17 protein-coding genes are annotated in these 17,453 nt (G+C 43.1%); 13 read left to right on the forward strand and 4 right to left on the reverse strand.

Going from position 1 to position 17,453, the window contains the following annotated elements; genetic code table 11:
• Window positions 1–170 precede the first annotated feature (170 nt).
• Entirely contained in the window at window positions 171–2,855 is a 2,685-nt protein-coding gene (locus tag FM019_RS10920; protein WP_143835972.1) for a penicillin-binding protein 1A, read from the reverse strand.
• A gap of 173 nt (window positions 2,856–3,028) precedes the next feature.
• On the opposite strand from FM019_RS10920, the gene pilM reads away from it, so the two are divergent.
• The 9 genes from pilM to FM019_RS10965 all read left to right on the forward strand — a co-directional run bounded on the left by pilM (window position 3,029) and on the right by FM019_RS10965 (window position 11,959).
• The gene (gene pilM / locus FM019_RS10925) at window positions 3,029–4,060 is read left to right on the forward strand and encodes a type IV pilus assembly protein PilM (protein WP_143836145.1); all 1,032 of its coding nucleotides are present in this window, start codon (window positions 3,029–3,031) and stop codon (window positions 4,058–4,060) included.
• A complete protein-coding gene (locus FM019_RS10930; protein ID WP_143835973.1) occupies window positions 4,048–4,635 on the forward strand; it encodes a PilN domain-containing protein in 588 nt (195 codons plus the stop codon). The genes pilM and FM019_RS10930 overlap by 13 nt, the downstream gene beginning before the upstream one ends.
• Complete coding sequence (locus tag FM019_RS10935) at window positions 4,632–5,231, forward strand: type 4a pilus biogenesis protein PilO (protein WP_143835974.1); 600 nt, start codon at window positions 4,632–4,634, stop codon at window positions 5,229–5,231. Before FM019_RS10930 ends, FM019_RS10935 begins: the two co-directional genes overlap by 4 nt.
• Complete coding sequence (locus FM019_RS10940) at window positions 5,228–5,764, forward strand: pilus assembly protein PilP (RefSeq protein ID WP_143835975.1); 537 nt, start codon at window positions 5,228–5,230, stop codon at window positions 5,762–5,764. Before FM019_RS10935 ends, FM019_RS10940 begins: the two co-directional genes overlap by 4 nt.
• Window positions 5,757–7,517, forward strand: coding sequence for a type IV pilus secretin PilQ (locus FM019_RS10945; protein WP_143835976.1), 1,761 nt, complete (start codon window positions 5,757–5,759; stop codon window positions 7,515–7,517). The genes FM019_RS10940 and FM019_RS10945 overlap by 8 nt, the downstream gene beginning before the upstream one ends.
• Before the next feature lie 503 nt (window positions 7,518–8,020).
• Window positions 8,021–8,536: a shikimate kinase AroK gene (gene aroK, locus FM019_RS10950; RefSeq protein WP_143835977.1), complete on the forward strand. Its 516-nt coding sequence runs from the start codon at window positions 8,021–8,023 to the stop codon at window positions 8,534–8,536.
• 30 nt (window positions 8,537–8,566) lie between these two features.
• A complete protein-coding gene (gene aroB, locus FM019_RS10955) occupies window positions 8,567–9,637 on the forward strand; it encodes a 3-dehydroquinate synthase (protein WP_143835978.1) in 1,071 nt (356 codons plus the stop codon).
• 11 nt (window positions 9,638–9,648) lie between these two features.
• Window positions 9,649–11,082 carry an SPOR domain-containing protein gene (locus FM019_RS10960; protein ID WP_143835979.1) on the forward strand — a complete coding sequence of 478 codons (1,434 nt, stop codon included), beginning with the start codon at window positions 9,649–9,651 and terminating at the stop codon, window positions 11,080–11,082.
• 46 nt (window positions 11,083–11,128) lie between these two features.
• Window positions 11,129–11,959 (forward strand): Dam family site-specific DNA-(adenine-N6)-methyltransferase, encoded by an 831-nt coding sequence (locus FM019_RS10965; protein WP_143835980.1) that lies wholly within the window; start codon window positions 11,129–11,131, stop codon window positions 11,957–11,959.
• A gap of 22 nt (window positions 11,960–11,981) precedes the next feature.
• On the opposite strand, the gene FM019_RS10970 is transcribed toward FM019_RS10965, so the two are convergent.
• The 3 genes from FM019_RS10970 to FM019_RS10980 form a co-directional block, all read right to left on the reverse strand.
• The gene (locus tag FM019_RS10970) at window positions 11,982–12,182 is read right to left on the reverse strand and encodes a DUF2970 domain-containing protein (protein WP_260681601.1); all 201 of its coding nucleotides are present in this window, start codon (window positions 12,180–12,182) and stop codon (window positions 11,982–11,984) included.
• Window positions 12,183–12,491 (reverse strand): hypothetical protein, encoded by a 309-nt coding sequence (locus FM019_RS10975; RefSeq protein WP_143835981.1) that lies wholly within the window; start codon window positions 12,489–12,491, stop codon window positions 12,183–12,185.
• A gap of 176 nt (window positions 12,492–12,667) precedes the next feature.
• Window positions 12,668–13,348 (reverse strand): TorF family putative porin, encoded by a 681-nt coding sequence (locus FM019_RS10980; RefSeq protein WP_143835982.1) that lies wholly within the window; start codon window positions 13,346–13,348, stop codon window positions 12,668–12,670.
• A 316-nt stretch (window positions 13,349–13,664) separates the two neighbouring features.
• On the opposite strand from FM019_RS10980, the gene rpe reads away from it, so the two are divergent.
• From rpe to FM019_RS11000, 4 genes are all read left to right on the forward strand, one after another.
• Window positions 13,665–14,342, forward strand: a complete 678-nt coding sequence (gene rpe, locus FM019_RS10985; protein ID WP_143835983.1) for a ribulose-phosphate 3-epimerase — start codon at window positions 13,665–13,667, stop codon at window positions 14,340–14,342.
• A gap of 35 nt (window positions 14,343–14,377) precedes the next feature.
• Window positions 14,378–15,382, forward strand: coding sequence for a tryptophan--tRNA ligase (trpS, locus tag FM019_RS10990; protein WP_143835984.1), 1,005 nt, complete (start codon window positions 14,378–14,380; stop codon window positions 15,380–15,382).
• Between the two features lie 59 nt (window positions 15,383–15,441).
• Complete coding sequence (locus tag FM019_RS10995) at window positions 15,442–16,056, forward strand: anthranilate synthase component II (protein ID WP_143835985.1); 615 nt, start codon at window positions 15,442–15,444, stop codon at window positions 16,054–16,056.
• 84 nt (window positions 16,057–16,140) lie between these two features.
• A complete protein-coding gene (locus FM019_RS11000) occupies window positions 16,141–17,310 on the forward strand; it encodes an HDOD domain-containing protein (protein WP_143835986.1) in 1,170 nt (389 codons plus the stop codon).
• Window positions 17,311–17,453: the final 143 nt, after the last annotated feature.

Here is a 17,453-nt window from a genome sequence, read left to right on the forward strand (position 1 = left end):
ACACAGTGTATGCAGAAAAACAAAAAATGCGACGTTAGTCGCGACATTTATAGAATGGCGGCAAGTTTAGCCGAAAACGCTACAAACTCAGTATGAATTTATCTGGTCAGAGGTGATTAGGCGCAAAGAGTCGTTTTGCAACAACCTATCAAAACCCTAGGCACCAATCACTAAAATATATCGTCAGGTTCGTCCTGTTTTTCATCACTCTCAAATGGATCCACAATGACATCTTGTTGAACAGACGCTTCGGGTTGAGTGCCATCAATAAAGTATTCAAACATAGAGGTGTAATCTGTTCGGGTTGTCAATTTGCCCGTTGCGCGATCGATACGTACCGTTACGATGCCCTCAGGGATCGGTTTAAACTCTTGTTCAACGCCGTCTAAAGCAATTTCCATAAATCTGATCCAGGCAGGTTGAGAAGCTTTTGCACCATCTTCTGCACCGATCATTGCATTTCCTATCCAGTTGAATTTTTCTGGATTTTGATTGATTAAATTTTGATTACGCGATGTTCGGCCTAACATTCGCCCCATGTTATCGAACCCAACCCAAGAAGTAGCCACCAATCCTGGGGCAAAACCACTGAACCAGGTATCACGTGAATCGTTAGTCGTTCCTGTTTTACCCGCTAAATCTGTGCGACCAAGGATGTTACGAGCACGCCAACCAGTACCTAGCCAATAGGTATTTCGCTGTGGATCTTTGTTCCAACGACCATTTCCTCGCACTGCTGTGCGCATCATCTCGCGAGTAAGAAATGCATTGTGTTCAGAAAGCACTCGTTCAGCCAAGATAACCGGCTTTTCACTTTCTGGCTCGGGCTCATCGATAATACCGTTTAATTCAGCGGCTAAAAGCGCTTCAATGTCCGGCTCTGAGATTTCTTGTGATGCTTCATCAATAGATTCTGGCTGTTGCACTTGTTTTTCGCATTCAGCACAGGCGATTGCCGGATTGGCTTCCCATAGCACGTCGCCCAAGTCATTTTCAATTCGCTGGATAAAGTGCGGTTGGACATAAAATCCTCCATTTGCAAGTACTCCCATACCTGCGGCGACCTCAAGCGGAGTATGTGAACCTGAACCAAGCGATAAGGTTTCATCTTTAGGAATTTCAGAACGATCAAAACCAAATTTGCTCAGATGCTCCACCGCATCATCAATGCCAATGGCTCTTAAAAGCCGAACTGACACAACGTTTTTCGATTTCCCCAATGCCACGCGCATGCGAATTGGCCCATCATAAACAGCAGGGGAATTTTGCGGTCGCCAAGCAACGCCGGTGCTCGCATCCCATTGGTTAATAGGTGCGTCATTGATCACACTTGCCAGCGTGTAACCTTCTTCTATTGCTGCAGAATAAATAAACGGCTTGATGTTTGAACCAACCTGACGTTTCGCCTGCGTGGCACGATTAAACTGGCTTTGATAGAAACTGTAGCCGCCAACAATCGCTTGAACTGCCCCGTTTTGGGGATCTAAAGCGACAAAAGCACCACTGACCTGAGGGAGCTGAGAGAGTTGCCATTGTTGGGTTAGTTGATTGTAACGAATCCAAACAAGTTGCCCTTCTTGAACAATGTCTGACGCCAATTCAGGATCAGGACCTTGTCTATTGTCGTCAATGTAAGGCCGTGCCCAATGTAACCCTTGCCAGTCGATAGCAAGACGTTCGCCTTGTGCTCGAAAAACTTCAATGCTTTGTTCTTCTACATTTGTAACAACTGCAGCTGACAATACCCCAATGTCACTGTAAACACCCAGAACATCCAACATTTGCTCTTCTGTGAAGGGTGTGTCTAAGATTTCTGATTGTTCGAAGGTCGAATCTACTTGATCACTAACAGGGTCATTCGCCTGGTCAACGTCCTGTCCCCATAACGTTCTGATAGGTCCCCGATAGCCGTGACGCTCATCATAATCGTGTAAATTTTGTATAACTGCTGTTTGCGCCGCTGCTTGTAAGTTAGAAGGCGCCGTTGCATAAACCTGATATCCTCCGGTTTCAGCTTCTTCCTTTCCATACAGTTCAATCATCTCATTGTAGATGATGTCAGCAAGATAGGGCGCGTCTAAGGCGATTTCTGCACCATGCTTTTTGGCACCTATGTCTGCATTAGCCGCTTCGTTGTATTGAGCCCGTGTAATAAATTCCTCATCCAACATACGCAATAAAACAAGACGGCGACGCTGTTTCGAGCGTTCAAGATTACTAATTGGGTTAAGTACCGAAGGCGCCTGAGGTAGTCCAGCAATAGTAGCGATTTGTGCAAGGGACAAATCGTTTATGGCTTTACCAAAATAAACTTGCGCTGCGGCGCCAAAACCAAAAGAACGGTGACCCAGTTCAACTTTGTTTATATACAGCTCCAAAATTTCTTCTTTACTGAGCAGGCCTTCCATATGCCAAGCGATAAAGATTTCCTTAATCTTACGGATATAGGTTTTTTCCCGAGTGAGGAAAAATCCGCGGGCAAGCTGCATGGTTAGCGTACTACCACCTTGTGCACGCTCACCGGTAACAACCAAACTCACAAAAGCGCGAGCCATGCCGATAGGATCTATACCAGGGTGTTCATAGAATCGACTATCCTCTGTAGCAAGCACAGCTTGTATCAGTTGCTCTGGTACTTCCTCAAGTTTTAGGGGGATTCGGCGCTTGACACCGAACTGGGAAATTAACTTTCCATCTTGAGTGTATATGCGCATAGGCGTCTGCAGGCGGACATCCTTAAGCACCTCGACACTGGGTAGGTCGGGCTTGATATAGAAATACATACCCACAATCGTTATCGTACCAACGAAAAATGCGGCTATACTCAGGATTAATAACAGTTTGATGTACTTCACAAAAATAATACTACCAGAGCAAAATTGACGAAATGATTTATATTTTATACCTATGTACCGTTATTAGAACCATAAAAAAATAAAAAATAAGTAATAATGGTAAAACTAAGGCAACAAGTAATGATTCGGAACTAATTGTGTTAAAAGAACTTTTTAAGAAAAAAGTATCACAAATGATCGGTCTCGATATCGGTACACGCTACGTAAAGGCTGTGCTGTTCGAAAGTGACGGAGATCAGATCAAGGTACAAAGTTTCGCATGCGAGCAAATTATCGGCAATGCTTTTACTGACCGAGAGATCAAAGATTTTGACGCGGTGGGCAATGCGCTTAAGAAAGTTAAGCTTGCGTTAAAGACTAAAAAGAAAGATGTAGCCGTAGCGATTTCAGGCGGTTCTGTAATCACCAAGGTCGTGTATATGGAGCCGGAACAGCAAGATTTTGAATTAGAAGGCCAAATCGAAATCGAAGCTGACAGCTTAATCCCCTATCCTCTCGAAGAAGTGTATATGGACTTTGAAGAATTAGGAGAGAGTCAAGCTAATCCTGGTAAAGTTGACGTGCTACTCAGTGCGGCGCACAAAGATATGGTCGACAGTCGCATCACCCTCATACGGGAAATCGAGTTTGAACCTAAAGTTGTCGATATTGAAGGCTATGCTTTGGGTAACGCCATGCAGGAATTCGCCATTGCCGAGCATGATAAACCTTTATTATGTTTCAATATTGGTGCTTCACAACTTCAGCTAACGGTAGTAAAGAATGGGCGGATAATCTATGCCAAAGAACATAGTTTTGGCATGGACAGTCTCATTCAAGATTTGAGCATCATCCATACACTTGAAAAACAAGAGACCGAGCAACAGCTTGTCAACGGAGAGTTGCCCGCAACTTGGCGGCAAGACACTTTTCCAATCTTCTTAGCAAACTTAAATCAACATTTAGGTCGTGCGATCCAGATGTATGTAAGTTCGACCCATGAAGAGCGACCCACATCAATTATGGTTTGTGGCGGCGGAGCAAATATTGAAGAAATCGCTTCTGATCTTGAAAACGAATTGGGTATAGATGTAACCGTGTTCAATCCATTTCAAAATATGCAAATTTCTGAAAAAGCAGCACAGCAGGGGTTCGATAAAGTTGCCCCACAGTTAGCGATTGCAGCAGGTTTGGCATCAAGGAGTTTTGTTCCATGTCACATATAAATCTTCTGCCTTGGCGCGAAGCATTGCGACAACAGCAGAAAAAAGAGTTTTTAACTCTGCTGTTTGCCGTAGCGCTCTTTGTAATGATTATTGTTTGGTTGATCGGCATGCTGATCGATAGCCAAATCGCCGGTCAAAACCAACGTAATTCCTTTTTAGAAGGTCAAATTGCAGTCCTTGATTCTGAAATAGCCAAAATCAAAGATATTAAAGACAGTAAAAAAGCAATCGAGCAACGAATGGCGCTGATCGAACAGTTGCAAACCAGCCGTAATGTAGCACCCATTGTGTTTGACGAGCTGGCAAGGTTGGTTCCTCCTGGTATCTCATTCAGAACTTTTTCCAGACAAGGCAATATTATCGAAGTGTCAGGCATGAGCGAGTCGAACAACCGACTGTCGTCTTTTATGCGCAAAATCGAAGAGTCTAAAATATTTGGAAATGGTGAATTATCATCTATCGTTGCGGACACCACCGCGTCAGATGCCGTCAGTGAATTTAAACTTACGTTCAATATCAATGCATCGATTGCCCCTGACTTCTCTGAAGCTGAGCAGCAGGAGGGTCAACAATGAAGTTTGATTTTAATAAACTCAAAGAAATGAACGAGCTCGATTTCGAGCAGGTTGCCAATTGGCCGTTTGAAGTCAAAACCGTTGTCGCAATTTTTGTCGCTGTGTTAGTCGCCTTTGGTGGTTATTATGGGCTAATCTCTTCGAAACTCCCTGTTTTAGATACAGCGCAAATCAAAGAAGATGAGTTAAAACAAACATTTGCAGCTAAATACCGTATTGCGGTAAATTTAGAAGCTTACGAAGAGCAACTTGCACGCATTGAAGCGGATTTTTCTTCGATGCTTAAGTCATTACCCACCAGTAATGAAACACCTGGCTTAATTGACGACATCACGTTTGTCGGCACAACCGCAGGGTTAACGTTTAAATTAATTAACTGGCAACAAGAGATCCCTAAAGAGTTTTACACCGAGTTGCCGATTCAAATGGAAGTGTCAGGTACTTATCATGAGTTTGGGCAGTTTGTTTCAAATATTGCTGGATTACCACGTATTGTAACCTTGCATAATTTTGACATCGCACAAGAGCGTGGTGAACTGACATTTCAGTTACAAGCGAAAACTTATCGCACAGCAGTATCGGAGCAACCACAATGAAGAAACTTTCAATGGTGATTGTGGCCGCATTACTTGCCGGGTGCGAGGCACAAACCGATGATTTGGTGCAATATATCGTGGAAGTCAAACAAACGGTTCCAGTGAATATTGAACCTTATCCAGAATTCGTCACTATGCCGCCGTTTGAGTATAAAGCGTCAGAATTGAGAAGCCCATTCAAGCGTCCTCGCAACGTGGCAGTGCAAACTGTAGAAACAAAACGGGACAATTGTTTACAGCCCAATTTTAATCGCGCTAAGCAACCGCTTGAAGCATATGGTTTAGACGCACTATCAATCTCAGGGACCTTTACCAGTCAAGGTAAAATGTGGGCATTGGTAACAGCAAATGATGGGTCACTTCATCGAGTGACAGCAGGAGATTATTTAGGTTTGTTTTTTGGAAGAATTACATCAATCAATGATGGCAAAATTTCGATAACTGAAATGCTGCCCGATGGCGCCGGTTGCTGGCAAAGAAATGAAGCCACGCTGAGCATGTCCTCACAGGCAGGAGAAAATGACAATGTCTGAACGTTTTATCTTTAACAAACGCCTGAACAAGAGCAACAGAGCTTGGTATTGGCTATCTTTAGCTGCGATTGGGATGTCATTTGTCTCATTCAACTCGATTAGTCAGGAAGGGCAAGCTGTACTAGTTGATACTGACAAACAAATCGCGTCGGTTTTCCGTTCGAACATGAGTGACATAGATTTCAAACGCACCTCAACAGGCGGAGCGAGAGTAACTTTGTCTTTTGACAATGCCGATTATCAAATGCAAATCTCGCAAAAAGATAATCTTTTAACGCTTTCGCTTCCCGCGGTGCAACTCGGATCTGATCAACTTTATAAATTAGATGTTGCTGACTTTGCGACACAAGTCACACAAATCGAAACATTTCAAGAAGCTGATGCCAGTCGCATAGAGTTTAGCTTACTCAGTAAAGCAAGTTTTACACACAAAAAAGGTGCGAATGAACTCGTTATTGAGATCGAAAAAGCCAGTGAAGAAGAAGTTGCCCAAAGTGACGCCATGTTTACTGGTGAGCCTATCTCATTAGATTTTCAAGATGTTCCTGTACGCCAGGTCTTACAGATCATTGCCCAGGTGAATGGCTTTAACCTTGTCACAACAGACACGGTGACAGGTAATGTCACCATTAGTTTGACAAGCGTGCCCTGGGACCAAGCACTTGAAATGATTCTAAAAATTAAAGGGCTCGACAAGCGACTCGAAGGCAATATTTTATTGATTGCTCCAGCAGAAGAATTAACTGCTCGTGAAACCCAGCAGTTACAATCTAAGCAACAAGTTGCAGATCTAGCGCCGCTTAATTCAGTCAACATTCAAATCAACTATGCTAAAGCGTCTGAAATGGCGACTATCCTTAAGTCGTCAGATTCTAGTATTTTGAGCCCCAGAGGTTCCGTCACGATTGATGAGCGCACAAATACCTTGCTTCTGCGTGATACTGAAACGTCCATTGCCGAAGCACGCAAAATGATTGACGCACTAGATATTCCAATTAAACAAGTGTTGATTGAATCCAGAATGGTTACGGTTCGCGACAATGTCGACGAGCAATTGGGTGTTCGTTGGGGTATATCCGACAGAAATAGCGATGGAGGAGTCTCGGGTTCTCTTGAGGGTGCTGACGCTATCGCTAGCGGTGTTTTCCCTGAGTTATCAGACCGACTGAACGTAAATCTTCCTGTTGCTAACCCTGCAGGCCGTATCGGATTGCAGATTGCTCGTCTAGTAGATGGCACCATCATTGACTTAGAGCTAAGTGCTTTGGAGTCTGAGAATAAAGGCGAAATTATTGCCAGTCCGCGTATTACTGTAGCAAACCAACGTGAAGCATACATTGAGCAAGGTACTGAAATTCCATATGTTCAAGCAACTTCAAGTGGTGCAACATCAGTTGAATTTAAGAAAGCCGTTTTAAGTTTGAAAGTGACGCCTCATATCACGCCAGACAATCGCATTATTTTAGATTTGGTTGTCACTCAGGACACCCGTGGTGAGACGGTATCAACGTCAACTGGTCCTGCAGTTGCCATTGATACACAAGAGATCAGTACGCAAGTTCTGGTAGAAAACGGTGAAACCATCGTTCTGGGCGGTATATTCCAACAAACCTCCACCGACGATGTAGCGAAAATTCCGTTGTTAGGTGATCTGCCAGTTGTTGGTAATCTATTCAAGAATACTCAACGCATCAATGAAAAACGTGAATTGCTGATTTTTGTTACACCAAAAATCATGACCGACGCGTTATAAAAACACAGCTTTCCTCGACTTAATCGGTAAAATCATTAAGTCGAGGAAGCAGAATCCAATAAATACCTCAACTTCACGTTAACAAAACTTGCATATTTCTGCTTTTAACTGAGATAATCCCGCTCTCGAAATTTAGACGAGGTCTGGTTTATACCAGTTCCATTAAGTATATGGCCTCTCAGAATGCGTCCAGCGGTGTTTGAACTAGGCGTCACGATGTAGGAATGGTTGTTCCCTTTCAAGTCGTGACAACGCTGGACAAACACCGCTGGGGCATTCCCTTTGGGCGATGCCTAAAAGCGCTTACTCGTTGTTCTGCCCTTTAGATTTAGCCCGCTAGATCTTCAAGGACACGCCGCGATTAAGCGCTTTTATTCACTCGCTGAGAGGCCATATACTTAGTGGAATTGGTATTGCACCAATCCATACTGAAAACGTGATTGGTATTATTCAAAAATTGGGCAACGAAAACCCGATTAACAATAGTTGTGATAAAAGCAAAAATGGCTGAAAAACGTAATATTTTTCTTGTTGGCCCAATGGGAGCTGGCAAAAGCACGATAGGAAGGCATCTCGCCGACGAACTTCACCTAGAATTCTTTGATTCCGATCAGGAAATTGAGCGCCGCACTGGTGCAGATATCGCCTGGATATTCGATTTAGAGGGTGAAGACGGTTTTCGTAACAGAGAAGAAAATGTCATAAACGATCTCACCGATAAGCAAGGTATTGTGTTAGCAACTGGTGGTGGTTCAGTGGTAAGCAAAGCTGTGCGAAACAGACTTTCCGCCCGCGGTATCGTTGTATACCTGCAAACGACCATCGACAAGCAAGTTGCCAGAACGCAACGGGACAAACGTCGTCCACTGCTGCAAAACGAAAACCCGGAAGCGGTTCTTCGTGATCTTGCTGACTCTCGTAATCCTTTATACGAAGAGGTTGCAGATTATGTGGTTGATACAGATGACCAAAGCGCCCGTGCGGTTGCCAATCAAATCATCAACAAAATCGGCCTTTAAGCATACGAAATACACTGAGGAACATCGCTCATGTCAACAATTACGGTAAAGTTGGGTGAGCGAAGTTACCCAATTTCGATCGATTCCGGCAATTTGTCAAACCCACAATTGCTCAAGGCCCAGATAAAAAGCAACAAAGCCGTCGTAGTAACCAACGATGTCGTTGGGCCTTTATTATTAGAAAAGCTGCTCAAATCGTTGCAAAGTATTGAAGTTGATGTCATCACCGTCCCTGATGGTGAGCAGCACAAAAACCTGAAACAATTCGAATACGTAATAACTCGACTTCTTGAAATGCATGCAGCCCGTGATACCACTATTATCGCGCTAGGCGGTGGTGTGGTGGGCGATCTTACTGGCTTTGTGGCGGCGAGTTTTCAACGGGGCATGCCATTTATTCAGATCCCAACGACATTGTTGTCGCAAGTTGATTCTTCTGTCGGCGGAAAAACAGCGGTCAATCATCCTTTGGGGAAAAACATGATTGGTGCATTTTATCAGCCGAAGTCAGTCATTATTGACATTGATTCTTTAAAAACTTTACCCAAGCGTGAATTTGCCGCTGGCATGGCAGAAGTCATCAAGTATGGCATTATTTACGATGGTGAGTTTTTTGGCTGGTTGGAACAACACTGCTCACAACTTAAAGATCTTGATCCTCAGCACCTGCAGACAGTCATCAAACGTTGTTGTGAAATAAAGGCCGAAATAGTCGCTAAAGACGAGCGTGAACAGGGTATTAGAGCACTTTTAAATCTTGGGCATACCTTTGGCCATGCCATTGAAGCAGAGCAAGGTTATGGTAACTGGCTACATGGTGAAGCTGTCGCCGCAGGCATGATTATCGCTGCCCGAGTTGCGTTGGCAAAAGGCTGGTTGTCTGAACAGGATTTGGACCGTATTATCAAGCTTACCGATGCCTTTGATTTACCTACAGAGCCACCAGCCAATATGAACTACGAGACTTTCATGCAACATATGCAGCACGATAAAAAAGTGTTGGCTGGCGCGATCCGTTACATCATTCCTCGGAAAATTGGTGAGGCAGTAGTGACCAAAGACGTTGAAGCTAATGAACTGATCGCTATTTTGGGTCAATAAGGTTTACGCCTGTGGCAATTGATGCGCTACATGACAGACTAGAGTATTTGGTTTCTTACTCCTCTCAGTTGATTCTGATAGGTTGCGAGAGTCTTGCTCAGCAGCAATCTTCTCTTCAACAGTTTTTGTCTGTTCAGCATGAAAACACTGACATTGCGTTTTTAAATGGCGAACCTGAGCATTCTGATGACCAGTATAGAAATGAGATTTATCGGCAGTTAATCAAACAAGATGACGTCAACGACTTGCCGCTTGACAAAGGATTGTTGCAAAGGTTGCCCGAGGACACAGGGCCAATACTGGTTTGTATTTGTGCAGCAGAACACATCTCCAGCAAGCTACTCAATGAACTTTGGCAACTGGTTCGCAGCAACAAAAGTCAAAAACAGGGAAGGCATATTAATGTTCTTTTATTTGGCTCACCGGATTGGATTGCACAGGCCAAACAACAGTTGGTCATCGATACCAAACATTTGCCGGTACTGCTCAGCACCGAAACCGTCGAGCCAATCTCGTCTACCGACAGCCTGCTTGATACGATCAGACAAAACCGTCGAATCGTGACAAGCCGTATGGAAAGTGCTGGATCGGAAGTGGAAGATGAAGCACTTATTGCAAAACCCTTGTTCAAATACGCAATAGCAGTGCTGTTTTTGGCATTATTTGCGAGCATCATATATTGGCAATACCCAGAGGAGATACGCAATTTCCTCAACCCTCAATCTACCCAAACCAAGGTGACTCCCCCACTCCACACGGAGCCCGAAACTACTCTAGAAGATTCGGATTTAACGCAAAATAAAATTGCCGATAGTCCAATCGATGCTTCCAAAGCTGATGATATGTCCGTAGATATTGAGCAAACCGTCGCGCTAGTAAATGAGCGGGTCAATGATGAAGATACCTCATCGATAGCTGAGGCAGCTACGCCAACAGAAAACGAATCACAAACCTTGGTAACCAATTGGCAGCAAGAAGTTAAGAAGATTCAAGCACAGGCAGAAAACATCACTGAACAGCCTTCAGTCACTGTACCTGACACCCTTGCGTCGGAAACTGACCCGTCAAACGAGTCGCGCATATTAGCGGAAACAGAAGAAGAAAACTCACTAACCAGCGAACAAATCTCTGCTAATAAACTGGACGCAGAGCAAGCCATAATGGCGTTGTCAGATGATAAATTTTTACTGCAAATCTCTGCCATGTCTGACCGACTGATGATAGAAAATTTTATCGCCGAGCATGGGCTCTCTGATGACGTTTGGTTGTATACTACTCAGCGTTTCGGCGGAGATTGGCATGTTGTTGTGCACAATGTTGTGTTTGATACACTTATTCAAGCTCGGGACTTTGTTGCTCAATTACCAGCGAGTATTGACAACTCTCAACCATTCGCAAAGTCAGTTCGGCAAATTAAACAAGAACTGGCAACAGCTAATGAATAAAAACCATCTCCTGCAAAGCGTTAACGTAGTGAGCAAAGAACAATAAATGAAAAAAAATAAGCATCGCGCGTTTCTAAAGTGGGCCGGAGGAAAATATGGACTTATTGAGCAAATATGTCAGCAGTTGCCAGATGGAAGAAAGTTAGTCGAGCCCTTCGTCGGTGCAGGATCGGTGTTCCTAAATACCCAATATGACCGTTATCTGTTAAATGATATCAATCCTGACTTAATCAACTTGTATAATCACGTCAAACAAAAAAGTGATTTTTACATCAGCGAATCACGCAAGTTGTTTACTTCAGCAAATAACTCTCCGGAGCGTTATTACGCAATTCGAGACGAGTTTAACCAAACCTCAGATACCTTTTTACGCTCTTTGTTGTTTTTGTATTTGAATCGACATGGCTATAACGGATTGTGTCGATATAATCTTTCTGGGGGCTTTAATGTTCCCTTTGGCCAGTACAAAGCCCCTTATTTCCCTGAGCCTGAACTTGAGTTTTTTGCTGAGAAGGCACAAAAAGCTAAGTTCACTTGTGGATCTTTTGTGGATACCTTCAGGCGTGTTCGCAAAGGAGACGTGGTGTATTGTGACCCGCCCTATGCACCGATCAGTTTGACGGCAAATTTCACCCAATATGCCAAAACGGGATTCTCATTAGACGATCAACTACTTCTTGCCAAATTAGCCAAGCACAATGCTTTTAAAAAACAGGCTACTGTGTTGATCAGCAATCATGATACATCGTTTACCCGCGACATCTACAGCCGCTCAAACATAACCAAATTGATGGTCAGCCGCTCTATCAGCCAAAAAGGTGATAAACGATTAAAGGTGGGTGAAGTCTTGGCCTTGTATGTGCCTTTCAGGGAATAAAGCTACGTAAACGCAAAAAGTATCAAGCCAGTATAAATTTAACCAGCAGTAATAAACCCACAACAAGCCCGATTACAAAGACTATTCCAACCAGTAAAAACGGGATAAATGACTTTTGCTTAAAATCATGTTCATAGTTTTTATGGGTTTGTACACCAAACATGCTTGCAGCGACGCTTTTAAAAACATTCCACAGACTGTTATTGGTGTCAGGCTGCTGCAACTATTGATTGCCTCGATGGCGCTCTGTTGAATCTTCACCAACTCTAGATAACAGCTCGAGCAAATCCAAGTAATGGAATTGGTAACTCGGAGAGCGACCGGAGAACCAACTTGTCCAACTTACATCATTTTTTTGCTCAGAAGCACAACGATTTAGTGGATGGCTCATTGGGAGGTTAGTATTGAAATCTACTTCGTCGAAATTTGCACATACGCTGTCACCTTTCACAAATGACATTTGCGCAGCCATCAGCACAACAAAAGAAATTGCACCAACTGTGGATAGGCGAGCTTTTGACTTCCTGTTCATAAGTACCCCATGTGTTAAGTAGAATAACCTTATTATACGTGCGTTTATTGAATGAACAACGTCCATTAACCGAAATACTCTGCAATTTATCGCACTTAAACCTGGATTTTACGGCTAAAAAACAAAAAAGCCAACTGAACAGTTGGCTTTCTGAGTAAATTTTTTGGCAAAACTAATTAAAACGTTGTGCCCCAGCTAACAACAAATTTAGTGTCGTCGCCTTTGCCAGAACCAGCAGCTTCTTCATCGGCTTTGGAGATACTGAACGTAAAATCGCCTTTCGCTAAATCCAATTGGAAATGCCCGTAATCAGAATCACTTCCTGCATCAAAGTCATAATATCCATAGGTAAGACCTAGCGAGAACTCTTCAGGCAAGTCAAAACCATAGCTAATGTTGTAATACAAATCACCAGTATCAAATAATGAACCTTCGTCAACTTGGCTATTTACTGTGTAAGCAACGCCAAAACCAAAGGCGTCGTATGAGCCGTTGAAATAAATTTCACCAAAGTTAGAATCGTCAAATCCGTCAGCTGGGTAAGCGTAGTAGATGTAACCCACATCGTAACCAAAATCACCCGACTCACCGGCATAACCTAGGTAATAATCGTTTTCAGTTCCGCTACCATCGCCAAAATCAATAGATCCGATCCAAGTACCGGCGTAAAAACCGCTTTCATGTGAGTAATCGATACCGCCAGATACTGATACGCCGTCATCGCTTTGACTGACACCACGCCAGACGTAGTTGCTGGTTACACCGACATTTGCCTCAACTGAAGCTAGAGCAACAGAGCTATAGCTTGATGCTGACATGACAGCAACTGCTAGGGCGGCCAATTTCAATGATTTCATATGTGTTCTCCGAAATTTTTTGTGTGTTATCAATATTTTGGTAATTATTATTATTTTAAGTTTTTGTCGCTGCCAGAAGTAAGGCAATTCTAATGCCGCTAATTCAAATTCGCGAAAACTCACTATATCCTTCTGTTTTTTATGCATTTTTTAAATTTTTTTAAAACATTTAATGTATCGTAGCGCGACCCAACCCCTGTAAAAACGCACCACAATGAAACCTTAGCACCGTTTTGGTGCGATGTCCTGTTAAACTGAGTGCTTTAGTCGACGCCCTTTTTTCGTTAAAGTACGCGCAAAACAATTGGAGCCCGTTATGCAGCCTTTTCAAATAGCACCTTCTATTCTCTCAGCAAACTTTGCCAAACTGGGCCAAGAGGTAGAAGATGTGATCGCCGCAGGTGCCGATTTGATCCATTTTGATGTGATGGACAACCACTATGTTCCAAACCTGACGATCGGCCCTTTGATATGCGAATCGTTAGTCAAGCATGGGGTCAGCAAACCTATCGACGTGCATCTTATGGTTGAACCAGTTGATCAAATGATTGTTGATTTTGCTAAAGCCGGCGCAAATAGGATTAGCTTTCACCCGGAAGCAACAAGGCATCTTGACCGCAGTATTCAACTGGTGCGAGATAATGACTGTAAGGTGGGCCTGGTACTAAACCCTGCCACCCCAATGGCATATTTGGACTATGTTTTGGAGCAGCTAGATTTTGTACTGGTCATGTCCGTTAACCCTGGATTTGGTGGCCAGTCCTTCCTGCCCTCCTCATTGGATAAAATTCGCCAATTGAAACAACGTATCCTCCAAACAGGAAAATCTATCAGTATTGAAATTGACGGCGGCGTAAAAGTCGATAATATCCGCAGCATAGCGCAAGCGGGAGCAGATACTTTTGTTGCTGGCTCGGCAATTTTCAATCAACCAGACTATAAACAAGTCATCGATCAGATGCGCGCAGAGTTGCGCGATATCAATCAGGCTTAATTTCATTTACACAATTAAAGAAGATCTAAAGCATTATGAGTAAACCCATCGTATTAAGTGGCTGCCAGCCTTCAGGACAACTAACCATAGGTAACTATATGGGTGCGTTGCGCCAGTGGGTCGATATGCAAAATGATCACGACTGTTTGTATATGTTAGTGGATTTGCATGCCATTACGGTCAGACAAGATCCAAAAGATCTCTTCGAAGCATGTTTAGATGGCCTAGCACTTTATATTGCCTGCGGGATAGATCCCAAGCAAAGTACTATTTTTGTGCAATCTCAAGTGCCAGAGCATGCTCAGCTATCTTGGGTATTGAATTGCTACACGCAAATGGGTGAATTGAATCGAATGACCCAGTTCAAAGACAAGTCATCGAAGAATCAGAATAACATCAACGTAGGTTTATACAGCTATCCTGTTCTTCAGGCTGCCGATATTCTGCTGTATCAGGCGAATCGTGTTCCTGTAGGCGAAGATCAAAAACAACACCTTGAACTTACCCGTGATATCGCTACACGATTTAATAACCTGTATGGCGACATTTTAACTATCCCTGATCCCTTTATTCCTGAGTTCGGCGCTCGGATCATGAGTTTGCAAGACCCTGACAAAAAGATGTCCAAATCCGATGACAACCCAAACAATTATGTCGGTTTGTTAGAAGATACTAAAAAGCTCACTAAGAAAATTAAACGTGCGGTCACCGACTCTGATGAGCAGGCCAGAATATTCTTTGATACAACAGAGAAACCTGGCGTATCAAACTTACTTACCCTGCTCTCTTGCGCCACCGGAAAAAGTGTTGAATCCCTTGTTCCTGATTACGAGGACAAAATGTACGGCCATCTTAAATCAGATGTAGCCGATGCAGTTGTCACTCTACTTGAACCAATTCAGCAAAAGTTTCACGAGTTGAGAACTGATCGCGCTCATTTGAATGCCATCATGCGAGAAGGCGCTGAAAAAGCCAGTGCACGAGCGGAAGTCACACTGAAACGTGTTTATGAAGCTGTTGGGTTTATTCCCAAGCCTTAATGGTACACCACTCCCCCAAAAGGTTAATTGACATAATTCGCGTTGCAGATTGCACCTAGATGTTGCTACTCATTGATAACTACGACTCATTCACCCACAACCTGGCTCGATATTTTCGCGAGCTGGGCGTTGAGGTGAGCGTAATCCGCAATGATAAAATAAACTGTGACGATATCGAAAAATTGAAGCCACGTTATTTGGTGATTTCTCCCGGGCCATGCACGCCAAACGAGGCGGGTATGACCTTACCTATCATTCAACGATTTGCTGGAAGAATCCCTCTTTTGGGGGTCTGTCTTGGGCACCAAGCGATAGCTCAGTCGTTCGGCACAAAGATTATCGTGGCACAACATATCATGCATGGAAAAACATCTTGGCTAAAACATTCTCACTCTGAATTATTTGCAAATGTTCCTCATCCATTTGAAGCGACTCGATATCATTCACTTTTAATAGAGCCCGACACTCTACATGCAGAATTTGACGTGACCGCATGGTGTGATGAGTTCTCAGTCAAAGAAATAATGGCTATTGAGCATCAAACATTACCTATAATGGGTGTACAATTTCATCCAGAATCTTTGTTGACAGTATCGGGGCACCAAATCCTTAATAACTATCTGACAATTGCCGATAATTGGCACAATGGATGCGTAAATCGCTTATCAACTTAGTTAATGTCAGTTTCCTTTTATAGGGCATACTGATAACGTTGTAAAAAATAAATAAAAATTCACTAAACGAAATATAAACTACCCATGAAACACACAACTGAGCTAGCAAAACTAAAAAGTGACATCCACCAACGATTTGATCGCTTGACGTTAAGTTTACAAAGTGCACAGCGAGCCATGGGTATAGAAAGCGAAAAAATCGCCTTTGAATTGACTGAACAAAGCGATGCAAGGCGAACATTATTAAGAGTTGAAAAACAAGCTATTCGCGACAAAGAGTTGAACAAGCGTTCACATGCAAGCTTTGTAAATAGTATTCGAGACATGGTGCATAAAGAAATTCGTGCGCGACTCATTGAGCTAGTTAAGGATCCAGACAACCTGTTCCATGATGTGTTGGCGTTTGATCACAGGTTGCCAGAAGTCCTCGATTTGCTATCCACAAAAGCCTGTTCCATCTCCAAATTAGAACCAAGCGCCGCTAACATGCCGTGGTTATACGACGAATTGATAAAACTCATTAATACGCCTAAATATCGAAAAGTTGATGCCAAAGGCAAAGTGGTGGTGGTCGAAAGTTTCAAAGTTGCATTGAGCTTCTTAGGCATCGAAAACTTAAGAATGCTTATACCATCTGTTGCCTTCAGACGCTGTTTGCCACAGATCACCGACCCTTATCCAGAAATAAAAACGCGCTTAATGGAAGCATCGATTGGCACTGCCATGTCTTGTAAAAAAATTGCCCAAGTAAGTGACCTGGACGAATACCATGGTTTTATACTCGGCTTGCTCCATGATCTTGGCAAGATCGCGGTGATAAGGCTTTACTTTAAGCTGTTTGATGCTGTGCACAAAGAAGCGACGATAGAGGCAGAAAGCGAACGTAAGCGAGATGAACATCTGGCCCTGGGTGAAATTACTCCCTCGGACGAATTCTTAAGACAGCTCATCGAGGAGTTTTCGTACCCATTGAGTGCACGGTTTTTCGAAATCATGCAATTCAAGCGCTTATTTGTTTCTGAAGCTTTGAATGAATTTGCCCAAAATAAGGCTGTATCCCATATGTCTCCTTATGGAAAACTATTGGCACAAGGTGTGGCATATAATCGATATCGCACTCTCAAGCTAAACAAAATGATAAATATGGATGAGGCAAAAGATTTTTTACGCCAGTTTTATTTTCCTAAAGGTGCCCTTTCAGTACTGAAAACCACCGATCTTCGTGAATTAGACGTCGAAATGGATGAAAACTAAACAAATATTACTATTGTCTTACGGTACTTTTCGGTTTTTACAAACATTTTTTTTACATAATCATGCACGATGTCTTTTTTAAACAACCTTAAGCTTTTTTACCGCTTGTCTTGATACAGCGCTTTTGTGTTTTTTTATTTGAC

The sequence above is a fragment of the Aliiglaciecola sp. M165 genome, from assembly GCF_007197995.1.
In the GTDB taxonomy this organism is placed as follows: Bacteria; Pseudomonadota; Gammaproteobacteria; order Enterobacterales; family Alteromonadaceae; genus Aliiglaciecola.

What these genes read in the sequence shown, in the direction of transcription:
- pilM (WP_143836145.1), top strand. Translation starts at nt 3,029, where the DNA reads ATGATCGGTCTCGATATCGGTACACGCTACGTAAAGGCTGTGCTGTTC.
- FM019_RS10930 (WP_143835973.1), top strand. Translation starts at nt 4,048, where the DNA reads ATGTCACATATAAATCTTCTGCCTTGGCGCGAAGCATTGCGACAACAG.
- FM019_RS10935 (WP_143835974.1), top strand. Translation starts at nt 4,632, where the DNA reads ATGAAGTTTGATTTTAATAAACTCAAAGAAATGAACGAGCTCGATTTC.
- FM019_RS10940 (WP_143835975.1), top strand. Translation starts at nt 5,228, where the DNA reads ATGAAGAAACTTTCAATGGTGATTGTGGCCGCATTACTTGCCGGGTGC.
- FM019_RS10945 (WP_143835976.1), top strand. Translation starts at nt 5,757, where the DNA reads ATGTCTGAACGTTTTATCTTTAACAAACGCCTGAACAAGAGCAACAGA.
- aroK (WP_143835977.1), top strand. Translation starts at nt 8,021, where the DNA reads ATGGCTGAAAAACGTAATATTTTTCTTGTTGGCCCAATGGGAGCTGGC.
- aroB (WP_143835978.1), top strand. Translation starts at nt 8,567, where the DNA reads ATGTCAACAATTACGGTAAAGTTGGGTGAGCGAAGTTACCCAATTTCG.
- FM019_RS10965 (WP_143835980.1), top strand. Translation starts at nt 11,129, where the DNA reads ATGAAAAAAAATAAGCATCGCGCGTTTCTAAAGTGGGCCGGAGGAAAA.
- FM019_RS10975 (WP_143835981.1), bottom strand. Translation starts at nt 12,491, where the DNA reads ATGAACAGGAAGTCAAAAGCTCGCCTATCCACAGTTGGTGCAATTTCT.
- FM019_RS10980 (WP_143835982.1), bottom strand. Translation starts at nt 13,348, where the DNA reads ATGAAATCATTGAAATTGGCCGCCCTAGCAGTTGCTGTCATGTCAGCA.
- rpe (WP_143835983.1), top strand. Translation starts at nt 13,665, where the DNA reads ATGCAGCCTTTTCAAATAGCACCTTCTATTCTCTCAGCAAACTTTGCC.
- trpS (WP_143835984.1), top strand. Translation starts at nt 14,378, where the DNA reads ATGAGTAAACCCATCGTATTAAGTGGCTGCCAGCCTTCAGGACAACTA.
- FM019_RS10995 (WP_143835985.1), top strand. Translation starts at nt 15,442, where the DNA reads ATGTTGCTACTCATTGATAACTACGACTCATTCACCCACAACCTGGCT.
- FM019_RS11000 (WP_143835986.1), top strand. Translation starts at nt 16,141, where the DNA reads ATGAAACACACAACTGAGCTAGCAAAACTAAAAAGTGACATCCACCAA.